Annotated in this window: 20 protein-coding genes; 15 read left to right on the forward strand and 5 right to left on the reverse strand. The window is 37.2% G+C overall.

Features of this window, described 5'->3' with window-relative positions:
• Positions 1-142: 142 nt before the first annotated feature.
• Together KIP84_RS15710 and KIP84_RS15715 are read right to left on the reverse strand one after the other, a co-directional pair.
• Entirely contained in the window at positions 143-844 is a 702-nt protein-coding gene (locus KIP84_RS15710) for a DsbA family oxidoreductase (RefSeq protein ID WP_032061277.1), read from the reverse strand.
• A gap of 83 nt (positions 845-927) precedes the next feature.
• A complete protein-coding gene (locus tag KIP84_RS15715; RefSeq protein ID WP_057073740.1) occupies positions 928-2,037 on the reverse strand; it encodes an alkene reductase in 1,110 nt (369 codons plus the stop codon).
• A gap of 281 nt (positions 2,038-2,318) precedes the next feature.
• Here KIP84_RS15715 and KIP84_RS15720 point away from each other — a divergent pair, with 281 nt between their 5' ends.
• The 11 genes from KIP84_RS15720 to KIP84_RS15770 all read left to right on the forward strand — a co-directional run bounded on the left by KIP84_RS15720 (position 2,319) and on the right by KIP84_RS15770 (position 12,675).
• Positions 2,319-2,726, forward strand: a complete 408-nt coding sequence (locus KIP84_RS15720; RefSeq protein ID WP_055415330.1) for a thioredoxin family protein — start codon at positions 2,319-2,321, stop codon at positions 2,724-2,726.
• A 111-nt stretch (positions 2,727-2,837) separates the two neighbouring features.
• Positions 2,838-3,632, forward strand: coding sequence for an SDR family oxidoreductase (locus KIP84_RS15725; protein WP_013197543.1), 795 nt, complete (start codon positions 2,838-2,840; stop codon positions 3,630-3,632).
• A 27-nt stretch (positions 3,633-3,659) separates the two neighbouring features.
• On the forward strand, positions 3,660-3,995 hold the full coding sequence (locus tag KIP84_RS15730; RefSeq protein ID WP_013197542.1) for a carboxymuconolactone decarboxylase family protein: 336 nt from the start codon (positions 3,660-3,662) through the stop codon (positions 3,993-3,995).
• An 86-nt stretch (positions 3,996-4,081) separates the two neighbouring features.
• On the forward strand, positions 4,082-4,636 hold the full coding sequence (locus KIP84_RS15735; RefSeq protein WP_114150192.1) for an OsmC family protein: 555 nt from the start codon (positions 4,082-4,084) through the stop codon (positions 4,634-4,636).
• A gap of 96 nt (positions 4,637-4,732) precedes the next feature.
• On the forward strand, positions 4,733-5,296 hold the full coding sequence (locus KIP84_RS15740; RefSeq protein ID WP_013197540.1) for a TetR/AcrR family transcriptional regulator: 564 nt from the start codon (positions 4,733-4,735) through the stop codon (positions 5,294-5,296).
• A gap of 242 nt (positions 5,297-5,538) precedes the next feature.
• Positions 5,539-6,753 (forward strand): MFS transporter, encoded by a 1,215-nt coding sequence (locus KIP84_RS15745; RefSeq protein WP_114150191.1) that lies wholly within the window; start codon positions 5,539-5,541, stop codon positions 6,751-6,753.
• A complete protein-coding gene (gene gorA, locus KIP84_RS15750; RefSeq protein ID WP_114150190.1) occupies positions 6,746-8,098 on the forward strand; it encodes a glutathione-disulfide reductase in 1,353 nt (450 codons plus the stop codon). The genes KIP84_RS15745 and gorA overlap by 8 nt, the downstream gene beginning before the upstream one ends.
• A 539-nt stretch (positions 8,099-8,637) precedes the next feature.
• Positions 8,638-9,741: a hypothetical protein gene (locus KIP84_RS15755; RefSeq protein ID WP_050598662.1), complete on the forward strand. Its 1,104-nt coding sequence runs from the start codon at positions 8,638-8,640 to the stop codon at positions 9,739-9,741.
• A 512-nt stretch (positions 9,742-10,253) separates the two neighbouring features.
• Positions 10,254-11,399 (forward strand): hypothetical protein, encoded by a 1,146-nt coding sequence (locus tag KIP84_RS15760; protein ID WP_032061273.1) that lies wholly within the window; start codon positions 10,254-10,256, stop codon positions 11,397-11,399.
• 1 nt (position 11,400) lies between these two features.
• Positions 11,401-12,387: a hypothetical protein gene (locus tag KIP84_RS15765; RefSeq protein WP_032061272.1), complete on the forward strand. Its 987-nt coding sequence runs from the start codon at positions 11,401-11,403 to the stop codon at positions 12,385-12,387.
• Between the two features lie 15 nt (positions 12,388-12,402).
• On the forward strand, positions 12,403-12,675 hold the full coding sequence (locus KIP84_RS15770) for a pyocin activator PrtN family protein (RefSeq protein WP_000500677.1): 273 nt from the start codon (positions 12,403-12,405) through the stop codon (positions 12,673-12,675).
• Here KIP84_RS15770 and KIP84_RS15775 read toward each other — a convergent pair.
• Complete coding sequence (locus tag KIP84_RS15775; RefSeq protein ID WP_032061271.1) at positions 12,659-13,807, reverse strand: tyrosine-type recombinase/integrase; 1,149 nt, start codon at positions 13,805-13,807, stop codon at positions 12,659-12,661. The genes KIP84_RS15770 and KIP84_RS15775 overlap by 17 nt on opposite strands.
• A 152-nt stretch (positions 13,808-13,959) precedes the next feature.
• Here KIP84_RS15775 and dusA point away from each other — a divergent pair, with 152 nt between their 5' ends.
• The 3 genes from dusA (at position 13,960) to KIP84_RS15790 (ending at position 16,377) form a co-directional block, all read left to right on the forward strand.
• Positions 13,960-14,958 (forward strand): tRNA dihydrouridine(20/20a) synthase DusA, encoded by a 999-nt coding sequence (gene dusA, locus KIP84_RS15780; RefSeq protein WP_213689858.1) that lies wholly within the window; start codon positions 13,960-13,962, stop codon positions 14,956-14,958.
• A gap of 335 nt (positions 14,959-15,293) precedes the next feature.
• Positions 15,294-15,803, forward strand: coding sequence for a hypothetical protein (locus tag KIP84_RS15785; protein ID WP_002117310.1), 510 nt, complete (start codon positions 15,294-15,296; stop codon positions 15,801-15,803).
• A 178-nt stretch (positions 15,804-15,981) separates the two neighbouring features.
• Positions 15,982-16,377, forward strand: coding sequence for a hypothetical protein (locus KIP84_RS15790; RefSeq protein WP_080591746.1), 396 nt, complete (start codon positions 15,982-15,984; stop codon positions 16,375-16,377).
• Between the two features lie 10 nt (positions 16,378-16,387).
• On the opposite strand, the gene KIP84_RS15795 is transcribed toward KIP84_RS15790, so the two are convergent.
• A complete protein-coding gene (locus tag KIP84_RS15795; RefSeq protein WP_213688881.1) occupies positions 16,388-17,287 on the reverse strand; it encodes a LysR family transcriptional regulator in 900 nt (299 codons plus the stop codon).
• A 96-nt stretch (positions 17,288-17,383) separates the two neighbouring features.
• Between KIP84_RS15795 and KIP84_RS15800 the strand changes: the two genes are divergently transcribed.
• Complete coding sequence (locus KIP84_RS15800) at positions 17,384-17,506, forward strand: hypothetical protein (RefSeq protein WP_080612973.1); 123 nt, start codon at positions 17,384-17,386, stop codon at positions 17,504-17,506.
• A gap of 64 nt (positions 17,507-17,570) precedes the next feature.
• On the opposite strand, the gene KIP84_RS15805 is transcribed toward KIP84_RS15800, so the two are convergent.
• The gene (locus KIP84_RS15805; protein WP_213688882.1) at positions 17,571-18,332 is read right to left on the reverse strand and encodes a tRNA threonylcarbamoyladenosine dehydratase; all 762 of its coding nucleotides are present in this window, start codon (positions 18,330-18,332) and stop codon (positions 17,571-17,573) included.
• Positions 18,333-18,599 lie beyond the last annotated feature (267 nt).

Consider the following 18,599-nt stretch of genomic DNA (forward strand, 5'->3'; position numbering starts at 1 on the left):
TATCCACTTATCAAATGACAAATGCGTTGCCGATTTCTTAGCTTATGAGAAGAATTTTGATCTTGAGACAATCGGCTGAAGGTTGAAAAATTGATAGGGTGACAAATAAGTTAACCCCCTATCAATTTATTCAACTACACAATCAAATACTACAACCATTAATGCCACAGCTTTGACCTTCTGTGATCATTAGCTCATTCTGCTTTTCTTCCCATACCTGCTCTAATGCACTTAAAAAAGTTTCTACAGGCTGAGCACCACTGATTGAATATTTATTATTTATAATGAAAAGTGGTACTCCACTAGCACCCATCGCATGTGCACTGGCTTCATCTTTTAAAACTTCTTGTTTAAACGAAATATTACTAAAGGCACTGTTAGCTTCTTCACGAGGAACTCCAACTTCATTAGCAAGCTCAACCAACACCTTATGATCAAAAATAGACTTACCTTCAGTTATGCTTGCCTTAAAAAACTTTTCTGTTAATAGTTCACCAACACCCTTCTGTTGTGCCAACTTTACAATGGCATGGGCATCTAAAGTATCGCCAAAAAGCATACCATTAAAGTTATAGATCAGACCTTCTAGCTCACCTGCACTTTTTACATGGCTCATCATCGCATCAGCCCCACTTTTCCCACCAAATTTTTTATACAATGCATCTTTAAAGGGCTGTGGTGTAAGGCCATTTGCTAGACGGTAACTGTGATATTGGATAGTTACCTGATTCTTATGTTCAAAGGCATCTAAACCTTTCTCAAATCTTTTTTTAGCAATCCAGCACCAAGGGCAAACAAAATCTGACCATATATCTACGGTAATTTGTGAAGGTAAAGTTTTCATAAATATCTCAGTAAATTCATTAGATGTTTAAAACACGAAGTTTTAATGCCTAGCATCAAAAAATCCACTAGGCACTCCACTGTTTATTGGCCGTTATAATGCGGATAATCTGTATAGCCTTTTGCCGGAGATCCACTTACGCCATAGTAAGTTGTGCGATCACTTTCTGCCAAAGGCCAGTTATTTTGCATCCGCTCGACTAAATCGGGATTAGCAATATAAGGGACACCAAAAGCAATTAAATCGACCTCACCTTTTTCTAATGCCGCCTCAGCACTTTGTTGATTAAAACCACCAGCTGCGATAATAGTTCCAGAAAAAGTTTCTCTGAATAAAGTTTTAAAATTTTGGGCTTCTAAAGGTGCTGTTTCATAAGTTGGTTGATAGTACAAATGCACATAGGCCAATTTACGTTTACCAAGAGCTGACGCAATATTTGCCCAAGTATCAACCTCTCCTTCATAAGGCGCCAAGTCATAAATACGACCAAAAGGAGAAACTCGCACAGCCACTTTGTCATGGCCAATTGCTTGGGAAATAGCATCAATAGTTTCTAGAAGAAAACGTTGGCGATTCTCAACAGTTCCGCCATATTGATCTGTTCGGTTATTTAACTCAGTACTGAGAAACTGGTCAAAGATGAATCCATTTGCAGCCATAATTTCAATGCCATCAAATCCTGCTTCAATTGCTAATTGTGCAGATTTAACAAAATCATGAGTAACACGTTTGATTTCTTCAGTTTCTAAAGCTCTAGGTTTACTTGGCGCAACCGGACCGGGTTCACCCGAATCAGTATATGCAAATACTGTAGTGTTGGTTGCTGGAATAACTCCAGAAGATACAGGTACTTGATTATCAGGTAAAACTGAAACATGCGACATTCTTCCCACATGCCAAAGCTGAGCAAAAATACGACCACCTTTTGCATGCACTGCTGCAGTAACTTTTTTCCATCCTTGCATTTGTTCATCATTATATAAACCAGGCGTATATAAATAACCACGCCCTTCTTCAGAAACAGGCAAGCCTTCAGTAATGATTAGACCTGCGGAAGCTCGCTGGGAGTAATAAAGCGCAGTAAGTTCATCTGCAACACCGTTCAATGTTCGCGTACGAGTCATAGGCGCCATTACTACTCGGTTTTTTAATTGAATATCCACCAAATTATGGGGAGTGAATAATTTATTCATCACAGACCTCTAGAGAGATTTACAGATAATTAAGAAATTTCTTTAACCACACTCATCAATCAATGAATGACTCAGGTAATGACCTGTTTGTGAAGTACAAGATTTGCACTCCCTCATTCCTATTGCACAAATGACAAGTTGATGCCACTATATCAACCAACTAGTAGGTAGGCAAGAGTATTTTTAATTTAACCTGAATTTAATGTCGGTTAGCAATTGATTAAATACTATCCTTTAACTGAATTCTGAATCTGTAAATACAGAAAAGAGGAAGTTTTATAATGCGTAAATTACACACTTTAAATGAAGATACCTTTCATGAAATTGAATGGAAAGAAGGTTTAGCAGTAGTCCGTTTTTATGCTCCTTGGTGTCCACCGTGCCACAATAGCGAAAAATTATTTAATACTTTTGTGGAAAGTATTGAAGATAATGTAATTGTCGGAACAGTTAATGTTGATCAGGCACCTATTTTAACAACTCGTTATAATATATGGGGTTTACCATCTGTTTTAATGTTCAAAGATGGGCAATTAATCCATCGTATTGTTGGAGTAAAACCTATATCCGATTATCAAAAAGCTTTAGATGAACTCATAAAATCTGAATCAAACAATGATGAGAAAAACGAAGCAAAGAGTTCCATTGGTACTCTTTGTTTAACGAAATCTGAGATTAAAGCTGAATAATTTTCTAAACTATTTTCTGTTAGTACTTGACATTTAAAATTAGCCCATATAACCTACAAACCAACTAGTAGGTAGGCTACTTTTAATCGATATTAATGATTAGGTGATCTTATGAGTGAGCAACAATTTAAAGGCCAGAAACTTCTCGTCATTGGTGGCACTAGTGGCATTGGTTTAGAAACAGCAAAGAAAGTTGCTGAACAAGGTGGGACTGTAGTAATTGTTGGCAATCGCGCAGATAAAGCCGAGACAGCCCGTAAACAATTAGTTGCTATAACAAGTGAAGAACAAGTTTTTGCACTGACTGCTGATTTAACAAATTTTGATAGTGTTCAAAAGTTAATTAGCAAATTGGATAGTGAACATAAAGACATTAACTTATTAGTTAATTCAGCAGGAATTTTTTATCCTAAAAGCTTCCTAGAGCATTCGCTAAGTGACTATAACAATTTCCTAGACCTGAACCGCGCATTTTTCTTTATTACCCAACAAGTTGCTTCATCAATGGTTGCACAAAATAAAGAAGGATCAATTGTAAATGTTTCTGCCGTTGCAGCTCGCCAAGCTATCGAAACTGTCACAGCATCTGCCTATTCAATGGCAAAAATGGGTTTAGAAGCTATGACTCGTCATGTGGCTGCAGAGCTAGCAGAACATGGAATTCGAGTAAATGCTGTTAGCCCTGGAATGGTGGAAACCCGTATTTTCGAAAGATTTATTCCTTCAGATCAATTAGATAATGCACTTCAAGATTTCAATAGTTTTCATCCCTTAGGAAGAAATGGTACCCCAAATGATGTAGCAGAAACTATCGTATTCCTTCTTTCCGAAAAAACATCTTGGGTAACTGGTGCTATTTGGGATGTTGATGGTGGTGTCATGGCATCAAGAAAACTAGGCAAATAATATTTAATAAATGATGAGGTTTCAAAAATGAACGGTGAATGGACTAACAGATTATCTGCATTAGTTAAAAATATTGGTAATTTTGCAAAAGCAAATAAACCCGTTGCCACTGCTTTTCACAACTTAGAAGTTGCGACGCGTGAAAATAAAGTACTCGACGCAAAAACTCACGAGTTAATTGCGTTGGCAGTAGCAGTTACTACGCGTTGTGATGGTTGTATATCAGCTCATGCGGGCGCAGCTAAAAAAGCAGGCGCTACAAAAGAAGAAGTTGCGGCAGCTTTAGGAACTGCTATCGCTTTAAATGCTGGTGCAGCCTATGTTTACTCAGCACGAACTTTAGATGCTTATGACGAAATGTAACTTCACTAGAGGTTACATAAACAAGCTTAGTAATGGGGAAATTATTCTCCATTCACCAAAATTTATATCTTAATTGGAGTTCTATAATGAACAATGTAGTGAATGAAATTGATCTAAATGCTTTTCAACAATTTGCAGATAGAGTAAGCCAGAATCCTACCACTTCAAAAGCTCGTTTTAACGTACAAACAAGATGGGCGGGTCAAACACGTTCTGTTTCCACTGTGAAATCTTATGAACTTTTTGGTAAGACTTATGAACGTAACTTCCATATAGCTGCTGATGAACCTCATGAAATTTTAGGAACAGATAGTGCACCTAACCCACAAGAATTATTGATGGCGGCACTTAATGCATGTCTTACAGTTGCTTATGTAGCTATTGCTGCTACTAAAGGTGTCAAGATTAATTCATTAGAAATTGATACTTCTGGAGAGCTGGATCTCAGAGGTTTCTTAGGCTTAGATGAAAAAATTAATCCTGGATATGATGAAGTCCAATACACTGTACTTATTGATACAGATGGGACACAAGAACAATTGGATGAAATACATAGTGCTGTTCTTAAAACTTCACCAAATTTCGCCAATTTTTCACGATCAATTCAAATGAAACCGCAATTAGTGATTGCAAACAAATAATATGTGATGGGTGGCATACTCGTTAATCTGATGATTCATCTTTAACAACAATGCTATAGTATGCCGCCAAATCTCTCTAATCTGGGAACTACGAATATGACCATTGATACTCGCCAAAGTTTAATTAACTCAGCAGAGCTTATGTTGAGATCAAGAGGTTATGCTGCTTTTAGTTATGCTGATTTAGAGAAGATTGTTGGAATTAAAAAAGCCAGTATTCATCATTATTTTCCCAAAAAAGAAGATTTAGGAATTTTAATAGTCGAAACATATATTGAACAGACTATTCAAGATTTTGAAAAAATCGAACGTGATTTTCCTAATGCATTCGGACGCCTTTGTGCCTTTGCTTCCTTATTTAGAAGCTCAATGTCTGAAGGAATGTTACCGTTATGTGGAGCTCTTGCTGCTGAAATGGCTGTTTTACCAGAGAGCATGCAGGAGTTAACTCGAAAGTATTTTGAAATCCAATTATCTTGGATAGAAAAAATCATCCATTTAGGTGTAGAAAATGGAGAACTTGCCGAAGGTGATGCAAATCAGCAAGCCTTTCAATTATTGAGTTTAATGGAAGGAAGTAGTTTTGTAAGATGGGCAATGAATAAAGGGACAGAGCTTGATCCTAAGGTAATAGGAAAAATTGTTGGCGTGCTTTCTTAAGATTAGCTCAGATATTTAAATCTTTTTAATTCAAATATCTAATCTATTTCTAATAAAAGTAAATAAATATAGGAATGCTTTAAATAAAGCATTCCCTTTATATTCGTCCATATATAGCACCCGCTATGACTATCCCAACAAAATTAGTTTAATTTTTATGTCAGATGAAATATCCATCGGACAATCTCTAATTTTATGGTAGTACTTTAAATATTAGTCTACCTAAATGGGAGTGCCCCTATATGGTAGGTTACAACATTCAGAATAATAAAAAAATTTATGGCTTACATGCCACTACTATTATTAGTTTGGCTCAATTATTGGCCACATCATTGTGGTTTAGTGCAAATAGTGCAGCAATAGATTTAATGCAACAATGGCAAATAACAGTTGCAGATATTGGTTGGATTACCAACGCTGTTCAAGCAGGATTTATCATTGGAACTTTTGTATTTGCTTATACAGAAATAGCAGACCGCTTTAAAGCCAGCCATATTTTTGTTTGTTCAGCACTATTAGGCGCCTTTTTTAATTTCTGCTTTGCATCGTTCGCCCATGGACTTATGGACGCCCTTATTTACCGTTTTCTCGTGGGATTATGTCTCGCAGGAATCTATCCAATCGGAATGAAACTTATCGTTCTATGGGCACCTCATCAGGCTGGGCAAGCACTAGCGAAATTAGTTGCTATGCTGACATTAGGTACAGCTCTTCCCTATTTTATTAATAGTTTCCCCACTCATTTTGCTTGGCAAACAGTCATGATCTGTTCTTCAAGTCTTGCATTGATTGCAGCCTTGTTAATTTATCAGTTAGGAGACCCAACAGTCCCTCCAAAACCACAAAATACAGTGTCATCAGGTGGTACTTTTCAGGTTTTCAAAATTCGAAAATTTCGTGCAGCTGCTATAGGTTATTTTGGTCATATGTGGGAACTATATGCCTTTTGGACGATTATTCCTTTATTTATTGCTAAATCAGGTATTCCAGAAAAATTGGGATACAACAACATTTCGCTCCTTACTTTTTTTGTAATGGCATGTGGAGCAATTGGTTGCTTGGTCGGCGGATATCTTTCTAAATATATAGGTAATAGATATGTTGCTATAGGTTCTTTATCTATCTCAGGTTTTAGTTGCTTGGTATTTGCTCTAGGCTGGCGTTTTTTACCTGCGTGGTTCTTATTGGTTTTATTTGCGATCTGGGGAGCATCTGTTATTGCAGACTCACCGCAATTCTCTGCGCTTTCCGCCCAATATTGTCCATCCGAAAAAGTTGGTGCGGCATTAGCTATTCAAAATTCAATTGGTTTTACACTGACTATCATATCTATTGCATTGACAACCTATGCCTTTGAAATAATTGGCTTGGATTCAGCATGGATATTATTGATTGGCCCCATTCTAGGTGTTGCTGGATTCTACTATTCAGCAAATAAAGGAGTTATCCATGTCTAAACATTACGATTATATTGCAATTGGTGGAGGCAGTGGCGGTATAGCCTCTGTAAATCGAGCAGCCATGTATGGAAAGAAATGTGCATTAATTGAAGCAGGAGATATTGGTGGCACATGCGTTAATGTTGGCTGTGTCCCTAAAAAAGTGATGTGGTACGCTACTCATATTGCTGACGCAATTCGTCAATATGCGCCGTCATATGGTTTCACTACGGAAGTAAAATCATTTGATTGGCAGAAACTTATTAAAAATAGACAGGCATATATCGAAAGAATTCACACCTCTTATAACAATGTCCTCAGTAAAAATAATGTTGATGTCATACACGGGTTTGCAAAATTTATTGATAAAAACACAATTGAAGTAAACGGAGATTTATTAACAGCTGATCACATTCTCATAGCTACTGGTACAGAAGCGAGTTGGCCTGCAATTGAAGGAGCTGAACATGGTATCGACTCAAATGGCTTTTTTGATTTAGAAGCATTACCAAAACGTACCGCTATTGTGGGTTCAGGATATATTGCAGTAGAAATAGCTGGTGTCCTCAAATCATTAGGTTCAGATGTCCAGCTTTTTATTCGACGCGAAAAACTCCTACGTAATCTTGATCAGTTCTTAGGAGAAGCATTATTAGAAAATATGCAGAGTGAGAATATTAAAATTCATAAAAATGCTGAAATCAGTAAAGTAATAAAATTAGATGACGGTTCTGTCATGTTGCATTTAAAAGATGGAACTCAACAAGTTGTAGATTGTCTTATTTGGGCTGTTGGGAGGAAACCCAATACCAAAGCTCTCGAACTTGAATTAACAAATGTAAAATTGGATGAACAAGGGTTTATCAAAGTTGATAAGTTCCAAAATACAACCCACGCTGGTATTTATGCAGTTGGAGATATTACTGGAAAGGTTGAATTAACACCTGTTGCAGTTGCTGCCGGACGTAGGCTCTCAGAACGGTTATTTAATAACAAGCCTAATGAATGCTTAGATTACAACAATATCCCCACTGTAGTATTTAGTCACCCGCCTATTGGAACAGTTGGATTAACCGAAGAACAAGCGATTGAAGAATTTGGCAAAGATATGGTTAAAGTATACAAATCTTCATTTACAGCAATGTACGACGCCGTGGCACAACATAAACAACTCACAAAAATGAAGCTTATATGTGTTGGTGTAGAGGAAAAAATTGTTGGTATCCATGGGATTGGTTTGAATATGGATGAAATTCTACAAGGCTTTGCAGTCGCTCTAAAGATGGGGGCAACTAAAAAGGACTTTGATAATACCGTTGCTATTCATCCCACATCATCTGAAGAATTCGTGACGATGCGTTAGTTACTTTTTAAATGAATAAGTCAATGGTTTCATAACTATTTGAAAAAGTAGAGCCTAATTGTTTATTTAATAAAAAAGTTCTCAAATTGAGAACTTTTTTTATATTACTTTCACCCAAATTATAAAAGAAAAATTGTACTTACCTGTCCATAGACTCCGACTAGAGAAGAAAGAACAGCTAATACAAACACAAGATAACGTACATACAAAGTTTGGAAAGGAAAATACACAACCAGACCGTACCATTTTAAACCTTACATACCTTTAGCTGTTACTGAAATTGAGCTATTTAACGCGGTAGTGAATCCACTACAAACAATTTCAGTAATAACTTATATATCGACCATCCCCTTAATAACAACTCAGAACGACCATCTACCGACAAGAAAACGACCTGCCAGTGTTTCAGTGAATTTTGATATATACGGCTTATAATCTTTAAAATTTCTTTTCTATTACTAAGTTAGCGTCCTATCATTATTGTAGTATATATTAACAATATACTTTTTACTAAATTATAATGCTTGAGTATAACGGTAATGAATAATAGCGAAACAGATCATCTCTATAGCCCCCCGCCATTCACAGGATTTGACCCGAGTCATTTTGAAGATGAAGACAATGAGGAAAAAGATGATCCAATCCCCTACATCATTGAACAGCTTAGCATGTGTGAAAGATATGTTTTATATCACTATAAACACCAAAAATTAATTTTTGCTGATAAAGCCTTACATCCAGATGATATTGCAATGGCCGTTCAGGATGAGGCTTACATGTATGAGTTTACTTTTGGGATATCAAATCAAATTGAGGTCTTAACCCCTTATGATGATTATCTGTACCTCAGAGATGAGCTATTAAAAAACCCTTTTGAAGTTGCTCAAAAACCTGAAGAGTTACTTTTAGCGTATATGTTCTGCCTTTGTAAGGATACCCGCGAAGACCTCTGGCAGGGTCATATTGAGAAATGTCAAACCAACGTTGAATATATTGGACAGCTATATATCAGGATACAGGACTTATTACGCAGCCTGCATGAACTCTGGCTTAGAAACCCTGATGAATTGCCTGTTTCCCACGATGAAACTGCCTATTATTCCCCTGTATCAAATCAGATCAGATATAAAATTGATCCTGACTACGACAATGAAGCCTTATCTTCCATTGGCCGTAAAAAAACTACCCAGCTAACTGAGTGGCATCAATATCAGTTCAAACAACTTCTTAGGACTGCCGCAGCAAAACAAAAAGAAAAATGGAAAACCGTGAGCGCAGCGATAAATGCTGTTATTGATGAGTTCGAGCAACGCTTAAGTCAACAAGCTGAACAAAATATCCAGACTTTTGAACGTGGCCGATATGATTTTGCTCAGTTCTATCAACTTACTGCTGAACGCTTACAAAGCGAGTTAGACAATAATGCGTGGCTCATTGATCATCCAATCAATCAGGAGCGCCGTGAACTTGCTGAACAAAAAATGAAATATTTAAAACTGCTCATCAAGGAGCAGAACAAGCTCATTAATTCAAAAGAGGAGAAGCGAAGCCTAATTAAAGACTCTTATAGTACAAGAACTTTGGCTAGCTGGATTAATGATGATCCTGAACTTAGAAATGAAATTATTCTCTCTAAAAAATAATTGATCCCATTTTATCGCTCTTCCCCATTCAGCCTCCATCTACCTTCGGGTAGATGGGAGTTGATCTATTTATGTATGTTTTTTAGTTGCACGCATTTATGTGCTCAAAATTAAACCACAGCACCAAAATGACCAAAGAACACGATAACTATCTGTTTCTTATATATTTAACTTAAAGTTAACAACCTACTTCTCGTTTTTTTGGAAATTGCCCTTTTTTTTTGAAAAACCACCCAAAAACATATAAAACATTTAATTTCAAACACTTAATATCAAATATAGCTCAAAAAAACATCCTACCCCAATTTCACGACTCGAAATCAAAACCTCTCTACGATGGCTAAATCTTAGGATTTACGGGAGCCCACACACTGATTTTTTAATAGTGGGGAAGACATGCCAGATTCCCCACTACTTTTTAAGTACAACGAAATGAGTTTCAGCATAGGACCCTTAACTCATTTCAAAAATGGATATGACAAAGATTTTCCTAGTCCCAAAGTAGTAGAGAGATGACGGAGTTTAAAGCTAAGAAATTGAGGATATTGATCTGTGAAAATCAGGTCACCCTTGCGCCATCTAATGTTTACCAGTCACGGTTTTTATACAGTGACTTTCGGTTAGATCAGATGCTGGATATCCCCTGCTTTGTTCAGGAATGTAATAAGACCCAGTTGCCAGCAGCAACGGTCAAACAGACAGATCAAGGCAGAGAATATTTTGAATCTGAGGACTGGTTCAGGCCATTCATCAAGAAGATTGATGATCTGATAAACACCAATCCTGAGTTCTTAAAGCCTTTCGATGTATGTGTAGAGACTCAATGTTTCTTCAAAACATTAGATGCAATGGGAAGTCCTCCAAGCCTATACGGCTTGTTTGAAAGAAAGTTGAGAGGAAGAAACCCAAGTAATTTGAAACAACGGGTCGAGTTACTTAATGAGTTTATTGAATTGTTACGTGAAGAGCTTAACAAACCAGCCGTCAAGGAGGCTATCCAGAACAGAGAGAAGCAACACAAAGAGAACTTTACGTCATGTAAGTTGCTAGTGAGCAAGTTATTCCAGAAGTACGGTCAGTTAGGGGTTGTACATATAGATTTTGCCTATACGCCAGATCAGCAAGATTTACAACACAATCATCCAACTGACCTGAAACAGCGGTTTCATGGACCTTATCAGTTTGAGCGTCTTAAACAACAGATAGATCAACTCCTCGAGAACCGACGACGTAATAAAACCCTAAAACAGATTAAAGGGTATCTCTTTTACTTTGGTCATAGCCTTAAAAAAGGCTGCTTTGTGAAAGTGATCTTCTTTCTGGATGGCAATACTTGTCAGGCTGAGGATTATGTCAAGTACCTGTCTAAATACTGGAGCAGGCTGACGAATCAACAAGGCTGTACATATTTCTGCGACGGCGACTCAAGCCAATCCCCTACTGGGATTAGCCTGATCAAAGAAACGGATAAAGAACAACGGGAGAATCTCATGTTGAGCATTCAATATTACTGTCAGTTAGAACAGTTTTTTAGGCTGAAATATCTAGGAGAGAACTCCTATAAACGATTACAGATGAGCCAACCTCCTGTAATCAGTAAAGGTAAAGTTAAAGCAAGTGGTTTAAATCAGAATTTGAATGTGAAGAAGGGCAAATAGAATGTTAACTCAAAGTCAGCTTATGCAAAGTCAGGCAATTACTGCTATGGCACAACTGCCTTATAGCCCGACCACATGCATTAATAGTCTTCAACAAACTTGCCAGCACGTGTTGAAAACTACATCTATTTACTCATTACAAACTGATGAGGATGGTCAGAAACGTATGGATTTAAATCAAGCTGGACACCAGTTTGCTTCAAACATGTCAATCATAAAAGATAGTCCTTTCATGAATGGACGGATGATGCATGCCAAGATGAGTCCGTTCCTAGAAGCCAGCTCTTGTTTCTTCAATCAGAGTGGACTCCTATTCATTCCACACAATCAAGAACTTAATCAGGACTTTATTCTGAGTAACATTCAACTCTTTAACGACTCCTTACTAACACGACAGTATGATGAGCAGGTTAACCATTGGAATGAGCAGTTCAATGAAGGTGAACAACAGTATGATCAGTTCATAAAAAAATTAAAAAAAGGTGTTAAAGGTTGCGACATGAGTGAGGTGGTTTGTATCCTTCCTTTAAACCAGTACATGTTTTCCAATGTTGCATTTTCAAGCCAATCAACTTTCTCGGAGTCTATCGATGGAGAAATCACACGACTCATCTGCCAAAGTAAAGAAAATGCAGTATGTGGTGTATTGGTTAAACGGGAAATAACGGTTAATTACCAACTCATCTGCCGTTATTTAGTCTTCACTGAATGTCAGTTTATTAACGATCCGTGCAGTTTTACCAATCTAAGGTTCATGGAAGAGGTTAAGCGTTTGGTAGAACCTAATAGTCATAATCAGGTGGTGTTGGCATCCAACCCCTTAAATGGATTTCTATTAAGTAACCGATTCGTCAAGAAATCCTCAGATTTCAAGGAACAGATGAAACGATTGAAAGCTTATGTAGTGGGTACAGATAAGTTCATCAGAGTGGGTGGAACTCATCCTACTTTTAAAATTTTGTTTTCTAAATTTGAAGTTAAACAGTAGTCGAGCTATTTCACAATGGGTGCATTCCAGTTAAATACCGCTGATTACCTATTTATGAAATATCGCTCTATGACTGTCGAATTAATGAGCATAGTACAAGATTACTATCCTCACTTAAGCAAGGCAGAGGCTCTGAGAAAGGCAAATAATCAAGAATTTCCTTTCTCCGTCTTTAAAATAGATACAAGCAAACGTGCACCATTTCTGGTGCACATTAAAGACTTGGCTGATATTTTAGATAAAAAGTATTCTGAAGCTGCTAAAGACTTTGCTACGTTTCATCAATGAGGCGTAGCACCTCTTCCAATTGAATTACATTTCGCCTTGATTTCACAGAAACATAGCGCTGTAGGCTACTCCAAGAATCATGCAAACTTACTTTCTGAATTTCAGGTATCGTAAAACTTTGCTCTGCAAGTCTTGTACATCCTTCATGTCTTAAATCATGAAAGCGCAAATCTTCAATCCCCAACATTTTACAGGCATCACGGAACTCTTTTCCTATGCTTTTCGGGTTCAAGGGCAATAAAAGTCGCTCATCATACCCTAATTGGAGCATACGACTTCGCACTTCATTATCTAATAAAAGTTCAACAATTGTTTTACATGGTTCCAAAACTTCAAAAGACTTATGATTGCCTTTTGAACCATTCGGATTTTTCAAATCATGAACTTTCCATGAAGAGTGGTAAGAATCATAATCTTGCAGCCATAAACGTGTTAACTCTGCTTCACGTCTGCATGAAAAAATTGCGAACCAAATAACTAAATGCATTGGATACTTAGTGCCATATTTATTTAATTTCCAACGTTCAGCAAAAAATTTCGTTAAAGTAACTAACTCTTCATTTGTTGGAAGCCTATCTCTAACTTTACTAGATGAGATTTGGCGAGTTTTTCTAAGCTGTGCTGTAGCTTTATCGAAGCTACTTAAATCAATATCCATGCCCCACATAACAGAAGCATGAGACAGAACCCCTCTAATATGTAAAAGCTCATGCTGCTGTGTACTTGTTGCAATAGGTTCTAAACCAAGATTCGGTACACCTCTCCGTCTCAGAGCAACATGCTCAGCCAAATGTGTTGAATGTATTTTTGTGATAATATTGCGCGCGATTGGCAACTTCTTAATTAAGAGTAGAGCATAGCGTTTCGTCCTTCCGTATTCGCTCCCAACTTCATCCAAATATTTATCTATGGCATCTGACAAAGTTAGGTCAATTAGTTGTTCTTTGCCAAATAAAATATCTGGATTTTCTTGAATCTCGACTTCTCTTTTTTTAAGCCAGTTTTCTGCCACTTTTTTTGAATGAAATGTTTTGCTTTCAGAATATGCTGGATAGCCCTTTTTGTTGATCCGGATAGCAGCTCGGTAACTAACGTTTCCATCTGCACCTTTTCTGGCAGTAATTGACCCCATAAATTTACACCATGAACCATTTTTTTCATTATGGTGTAAATTTTGGTGTAAATGCAAACCGATTAACGCAGCTAAACATGAGTTCCCACAGATTCAAACAGGTTGCAAAACACTGATTAAAGGAATGATTTTTAATGACTATTAATAAAACCATTGAAACTATTAAATCTCCAAGAATCAGTGTAGCTCCGATGATGGACTGGACTACAAAGGACTATCGATTCTTTGCACGCTTGTTTAACCCAAACGTTGTGCTATACACCGAAATGGTGACTACAGGTGCGATTCTATTTGGCGACGCTAAACGCCATTTAGACTATAACCTACAAGAACATCCGATCGTATTACAACTTGGCGGATCAAATCCACAAGAGCTTGCAACCTGCACAAAAATGGCAGAAGACTGGGGTTACGATGAAGTCAACCTCAATGTAGGCTGCCCAAGTGACCGCGTACAGAACAATAAAATCGGCGCATGCTTAATGGCAGAGCCAGACTTGGTTGCTGAATGCATTCATACCATGCAAAAAGCAGTAAAGATTCCTGTAACAGTCAAACACCGTATTGGTATCGATGACATGCAATCTTACGAAGAGATGCTTCATTTCGTAGATACTGTCGCTGCAACAGGTTGTACTTACTTCGTTGTGCATGCTCGTATTGCTATTTTGAAAGGTTTGTCTCCAAAAGAAAATCGAGAAGTTCCTCCTTTACGCTACGAAGATGTATACCGCTTAAAGCAAGAACGTCCGCACCTAACCATTGAAATTAACGGCGGAATTAAAACTTTTGCCGAAACTCAAGCTCATTTACAACATGTTGATGGTGTCATGATTGGCCGTGAAGCCTACCATAACCCTTACCTACTTGCTGAGCTCGGCCAACTTTGGAATTTAAAAGCGCCAGATCGTTTCGATATTATGGAACAAATGCTGCCTTATATTGAGCAACGCATGGCTGAAGGTGCTCCCCTTTCAATCATTACACGTCATATTTTAGGTTTATTCCAAAACTTACCGGGTGCTCGTAAATGGCGTCAGGCGCTAAGTGGCGGAAACGCAAAAACTTTAGCTGATGTTGAAAATGCAATTCAGAACATGCGAGCAGCTATGATTCGCACTGAAGAGTATGTAAAAGAGCAGCAGGTTTAAGTTGACAACGACTTCTTAAATTGTAAGAAAATGTGGCATTTTAAATCAGAGACTTAGATTTTGAGTATATTCGCAAATGTTGAAGCAAAATATTCAAATTTAAGTTCTGATTTATTGTTTATTTATAATGATATCAATAATTTAAATTTCACTATTTTTAATCACCTCTTTTGCTAAGTAGCTTTTCGCACCAAGGCAGCCACCTTTGGAAAAAAGATACGTTATTACATAACATAAACAAAACTTTTAAGGTACGCCGATTAGTATCTCTGAACGCCACAAGTAGGTGGTGATTTTTTTAATATGGATATGGGTAGCACGGTAGAGATTTCACGATGATTATTTATGACGGACAAGTAGCTGATAATTACATGTATCAGGATTCAAATCAGGCAGCCATTGTTGTATCGCACAGCACACCAAGCCTCCCTTATCCTTTCACCATGAAACCCAATAATCATCAAACTCAAACTTCAACCAACCCACCCATCGATGTAGAAAAGTTTGTAGAAAAATTAGAAAGCGTTACTTCTAGACGCAGTAAAGCTAGATGCGCACGTAGTATCCGTCTTGCACTCGAATCTGCTGGTGCTAATGTTGAAAACCACCCAATCGCAGCTTCAGATTGGGGCGATACCCTCAAAAAGATTGGCTATAAACAAATTGATCCAGCCTTCGACGAACCTCAAGAAGGTGACATTTACATCATTCACAGAACCCGCAACCACGTTTATGGACACATCGCAGGATATACTGGAAGTGAATGGGTCTCTGACTTCAAACAAAATAGCTATGACGTCTATAAAGATGACAGCGTAACTTATACTTATTACAGATTAGGGTAATCTACCTAAGAACTAGATGTTCAATTGCTTTAATTGTTTCAAACAACTGATCAAACGAGTGTTTTAAACCCAGCTTGGCTTCTTTTTTGCTTTATTTTCATATTGTAATTATCAAAAATAATGATGGAACTTTATGAAAAGAATACTGCTGAGCTTTTACTTACTGACATCGTTTAGCATGACTTATGCTGCCTCTGATACAAACATTATAGAGGTTTTTAAAAAAGTACCCGAAAAACGGATTTACCAACCTCAATATTTATTAAAAGGGACGACTCCTCAAGCTCGAATCCATGTGATAAGAAAACAATATTTAAATGGAATATTAGACTGTCCTTCTGTGATTTATCACGACAAGAAGAAAATTCTATCTTTGCACTCATTTGAAGAGGCAACATTTTTTCTAGAGCCAGATCGTTACTATATTCGCTATGAGATTAACAATAGTGGTTGTATCAATTTGGAATTTTACCAACTTAAGCGCCCCAAAATGGACATCCTATCTCAGGAACGTCAATTAGAAGGTGATACGGAATATACATTTTCTATTAGTGAACATATTGGGCCACAATAATTATTTCAGCTCACACTTCCAGCAGATGGTAGATCTGCTCAACATAAGGTTGAATCAGATCACTCTGGTTAGTTCTGTAAGCTAAAACCACTTCAGATAAAAGATTCTTATTTTCTAGAGGAATCAACTTTACATTTTGGGGTAATATTTGCTCAAACTCTTGGGGAACAATGCTAATACCCAAATTTGCAGCAACTAACTGTAATTGGTTTAGCTTACGTGATTGGATCGTCGCTGCTTTAGGCCAGAAGCCAGCCCCTATACACAAGTTTGAGACTAAATAACTCAAACCTCCCCGTTTAGGATGTGGAGTCGAAACAAAATATTCATCTTTTAAATCTTTTATTTGGATACTTTGTGTTTCTTTAAATTTAGGGTGATCAATATAAACAGCTGCAAATAATGGCTGCTCATATAGTTTCAAGGTCGTTATTTCTTCAAGGGTATGCAGAACTGGTGGTCTAATCAAACCAATATCAATTTCCCCATTCAGTAAAGCCAAAATCTGATGCTCAGATGACAAGGTATTTATCTCAAAATTTATTTCTTGCGTTAAGCTAATTTCTTTTAATATCTGGATCTTTTTATCATCCATAATAATACTGCTCGAATGAGCAATTTTAATCTGACGATTTTTTCCTTCTGCAATATTCTTAGAAACTCCAATGATCTCATTTAAATAATGCATATTATCTTTAATTTTTTTATAGAAGACCTCTCCTGCCGCCGTGAGTTTTACTTTCTTATCAGTACGATCAAATAACTGAAAATCAATTTCTTCCTCTAAAAGCTTCATTTGTCGACTTAAAGCAGACTGAGCAATGAATAGTTTCTCTGAAGCAGCAGTAAAACTCCCTTCTTCAACAATTTTTATAAAATATTGAAATTGTTTTAATGTGAGCATAACCATCTCAAAATTAGATTATTAGGTCTATTTTCTATATTAGATTAGATAGATAGCCTTCGCTAGAATTTTATCAAGACCATTCAATTGATTGAATTATTCATGAAGTATTTAAAAGGGTTTGTCATTTTCACCGTTGTTGTTCTAATTTTATGGTGCTTTAAATTTTATGATCAGCAGTTACCCACACAGCCCAAACAAGACAACATAGAGCTGTATGATTAAATAGTTTCTCTCAAAAATAAAAAGGCATGCACTTACATAAGCACATGCCTTTTCAATATTTAAATTAGGCTTTCTTTAAATCAAGCTTTTTCAAAACTTCAGCCACAGCAATCATAGCAAAGCTTGAAGTCACCACTACCGCTGACCCATAGCCACCACAACGTAATCCCGCCGATGGGCAAACATCTGCACTAGAAAATGGATTATCGATTGAGTAAATACAGGTAATACCAAATTTCTCTTTTGGCTTTTTACAGATGCCGCGAGCACGAAGTTGACTACGTAGCTTCGCTAACATCGGATCTTGTTCTGTTTTTGATAAATCAGCTACGCGGATTTTAAGTGGATCGAGCTTACCACCTGCTCCGCCCGACACAATTAAAGGAATTTTATTAAAACGACAATGAAGCATTAAAGCCAGTTTTGCTTTAACATCATCAATACAGTCCAAAACAATGTCTGGTACAGGGTTTAAAAGCTCTGTGACATTTTCAGGCGTTAAGAAGTCATCAATAATATTAACTTTAATACGTGGGTTAATTTGGCGACAACGTTCCGCCATAATCTCAACTTTTTCACAACCCAGAGTTGATGTCATTGCAGGTAACTGACGATTCACATTTGATGCTGCAACCACATCCATATCTACTAGTGTAATCTCACCAATACCTGTACGCGCTAAAGCTTCTACCGCCCAACTACCGACCCCACCAATACCAATCACCATCACATGACTTTTTTCATAGTGCTGGAACGATGAATCACCATAAACTTTGGTTACACCTGCAAAACGGCGGTCATATTCATCTTGTTGGAGATCGGTCATTGCTACTCTTTGGGGATATAAAACACGGAGAGTATTTTACTGCTTTTCAGAAGAAAGTGTATTTTAGATCAAAGAAAACTTGAGACTGTAATATTTAAACTCACGACAAGTCTTATGATTATTAATCAAATTATACGGCTTAAGATTTAAACTATTGATTACTAGTGTGGCAGGCGGCATGGATGCCGCTCAGTTGGGCTGCGGTATAAGGACATACCGTCAGCCCGACAAAGGATTTTTGCCTTGCGCTGTTTTAGTCACAGCTCA

The organism is Acinetobacter sp. BHS4, from assembly GCF_018454425.1.
Lineage (GTDB): Bacteria > Pseudomonadota > Gammaproteobacteria > Pseudomonadales > Moraxellaceae > Acinetobacter > Acinetobacter pittii.

Coding starts and splice junctions, on each gene's coding strand:
- KIP84_RS15710 (WP_032061277.1), bottom strand. CDS start 844: ATGAAAACTTTACCTTCACAAATTACCGTAGATATATGGTCAGATTTT.
- KIP84_RS15715 (WP_057073740.1), bottom strand. CDS start 2,037: ATGAATAAATTATTCACTCCCCATAATTTGGTGGATATTCAATTAAAA.
- KIP84_RS15720 (WP_055415330.1), top strand. CDS start 2,319: ATGCGTAAATTACACACTTTAAATGAAGATACCTTTCATGAAATTGAA.
- KIP84_RS15725 (WP_013197543.1), top strand. CDS start 2,838: ATGAGTGAGCAACAATTTAAAGGCCAGAAACTTCTCGTCATTGGTGGC.
- KIP84_RS15730 (WP_013197542.1), top strand. CDS start 3,660: ATGAACGGTGAATGGACTAACAGATTATCTGCATTAGTTAAAAATATT.
- KIP84_RS15735 (WP_114150192.1), top strand. CDS start 4,082: ATGAACAATGTAGTGAATGAAATTGATCTAAATGCTTTTCAACAATTT.
- KIP84_RS15740 (WP_013197540.1), top strand. CDS start 4,733: ATGACCATTGATACTCGCCAAAGTTTAATTAACTCAGCAGAGCTTATG.
- KIP84_RS15745 (WP_114150191.1), top strand. CDS start 5,539: ATGGTAGGTTACAACATTCAGAATAATAAAAAAATTTATGGCTTACAT.
- gorA (WP_114150190.1), top strand. CDS start 6,746: ATGTCTAAACATTACGATTATATTGCAATTGGTGGAGGCAGTGGCGGT.
- KIP84_RS15755 (WP_050598662.1), top strand. CDS start 8,638: ATGAATAATAGCGAAACAGATCATCTCTATAGCCCCCCGCCATTCACA.
- KIP84_RS15760 (WP_032061273.1), top strand. CDS start 10,254: ATGACGGAGTTTAAAGCTAAGAAATTGAGGATATTGATCTGTGAAAAT.
- KIP84_RS15765 (WP_032061272.1), top strand. CDS start 11,401: ATGTTAACTCAAAGTCAGCTTATGCAAAGTCAGGCAATTACTGCTATG.
- KIP84_RS15770 (WP_000500677.1), top strand. CDS start 12,403: ATGGGTGCATTCCAGTTAAATACCGCTGATTACCTATTTATGAAATAT.
- KIP84_RS15775 (WP_032061271.1), bottom strand. CDS start 13,807: ATGGGGTCAATTACTGCCAGAAAAGGTGCAGATGGAAACGTTAGTTAC.
- KIP84_RS15785 (WP_002117310.1), top strand. CDS start 15,294: ATGATTATTTATGACGGACAAGTAGCTGATAATTACATGTATCAGGAT.
- KIP84_RS15790 (WP_080591746.1), top strand. CDS start 15,982: ATGACTTATGCTGCCTCTGATACAAACATTATAGAGGTTTTTAAAAAA.
- KIP84_RS15795 (WP_213688881.1), bottom strand. CDS start 17,287: ATGGTTATGCTCACATTAAAACAATTTCAATATTTTATAAAAATTGTT.
- KIP84_RS15800 (WP_080612973.1), top strand. CDS start 17,384: ATGAAGTATTTAAAAGGGTTTGTCATTTTCACCGTTGTTGTTCTAATT.
- KIP84_RS15805 (WP_213688882.1), bottom strand. CDS start 18,332: ATGACCGATCTCCAACAAGATGAATATGACCGCCGTTTTGCAGGTGTA.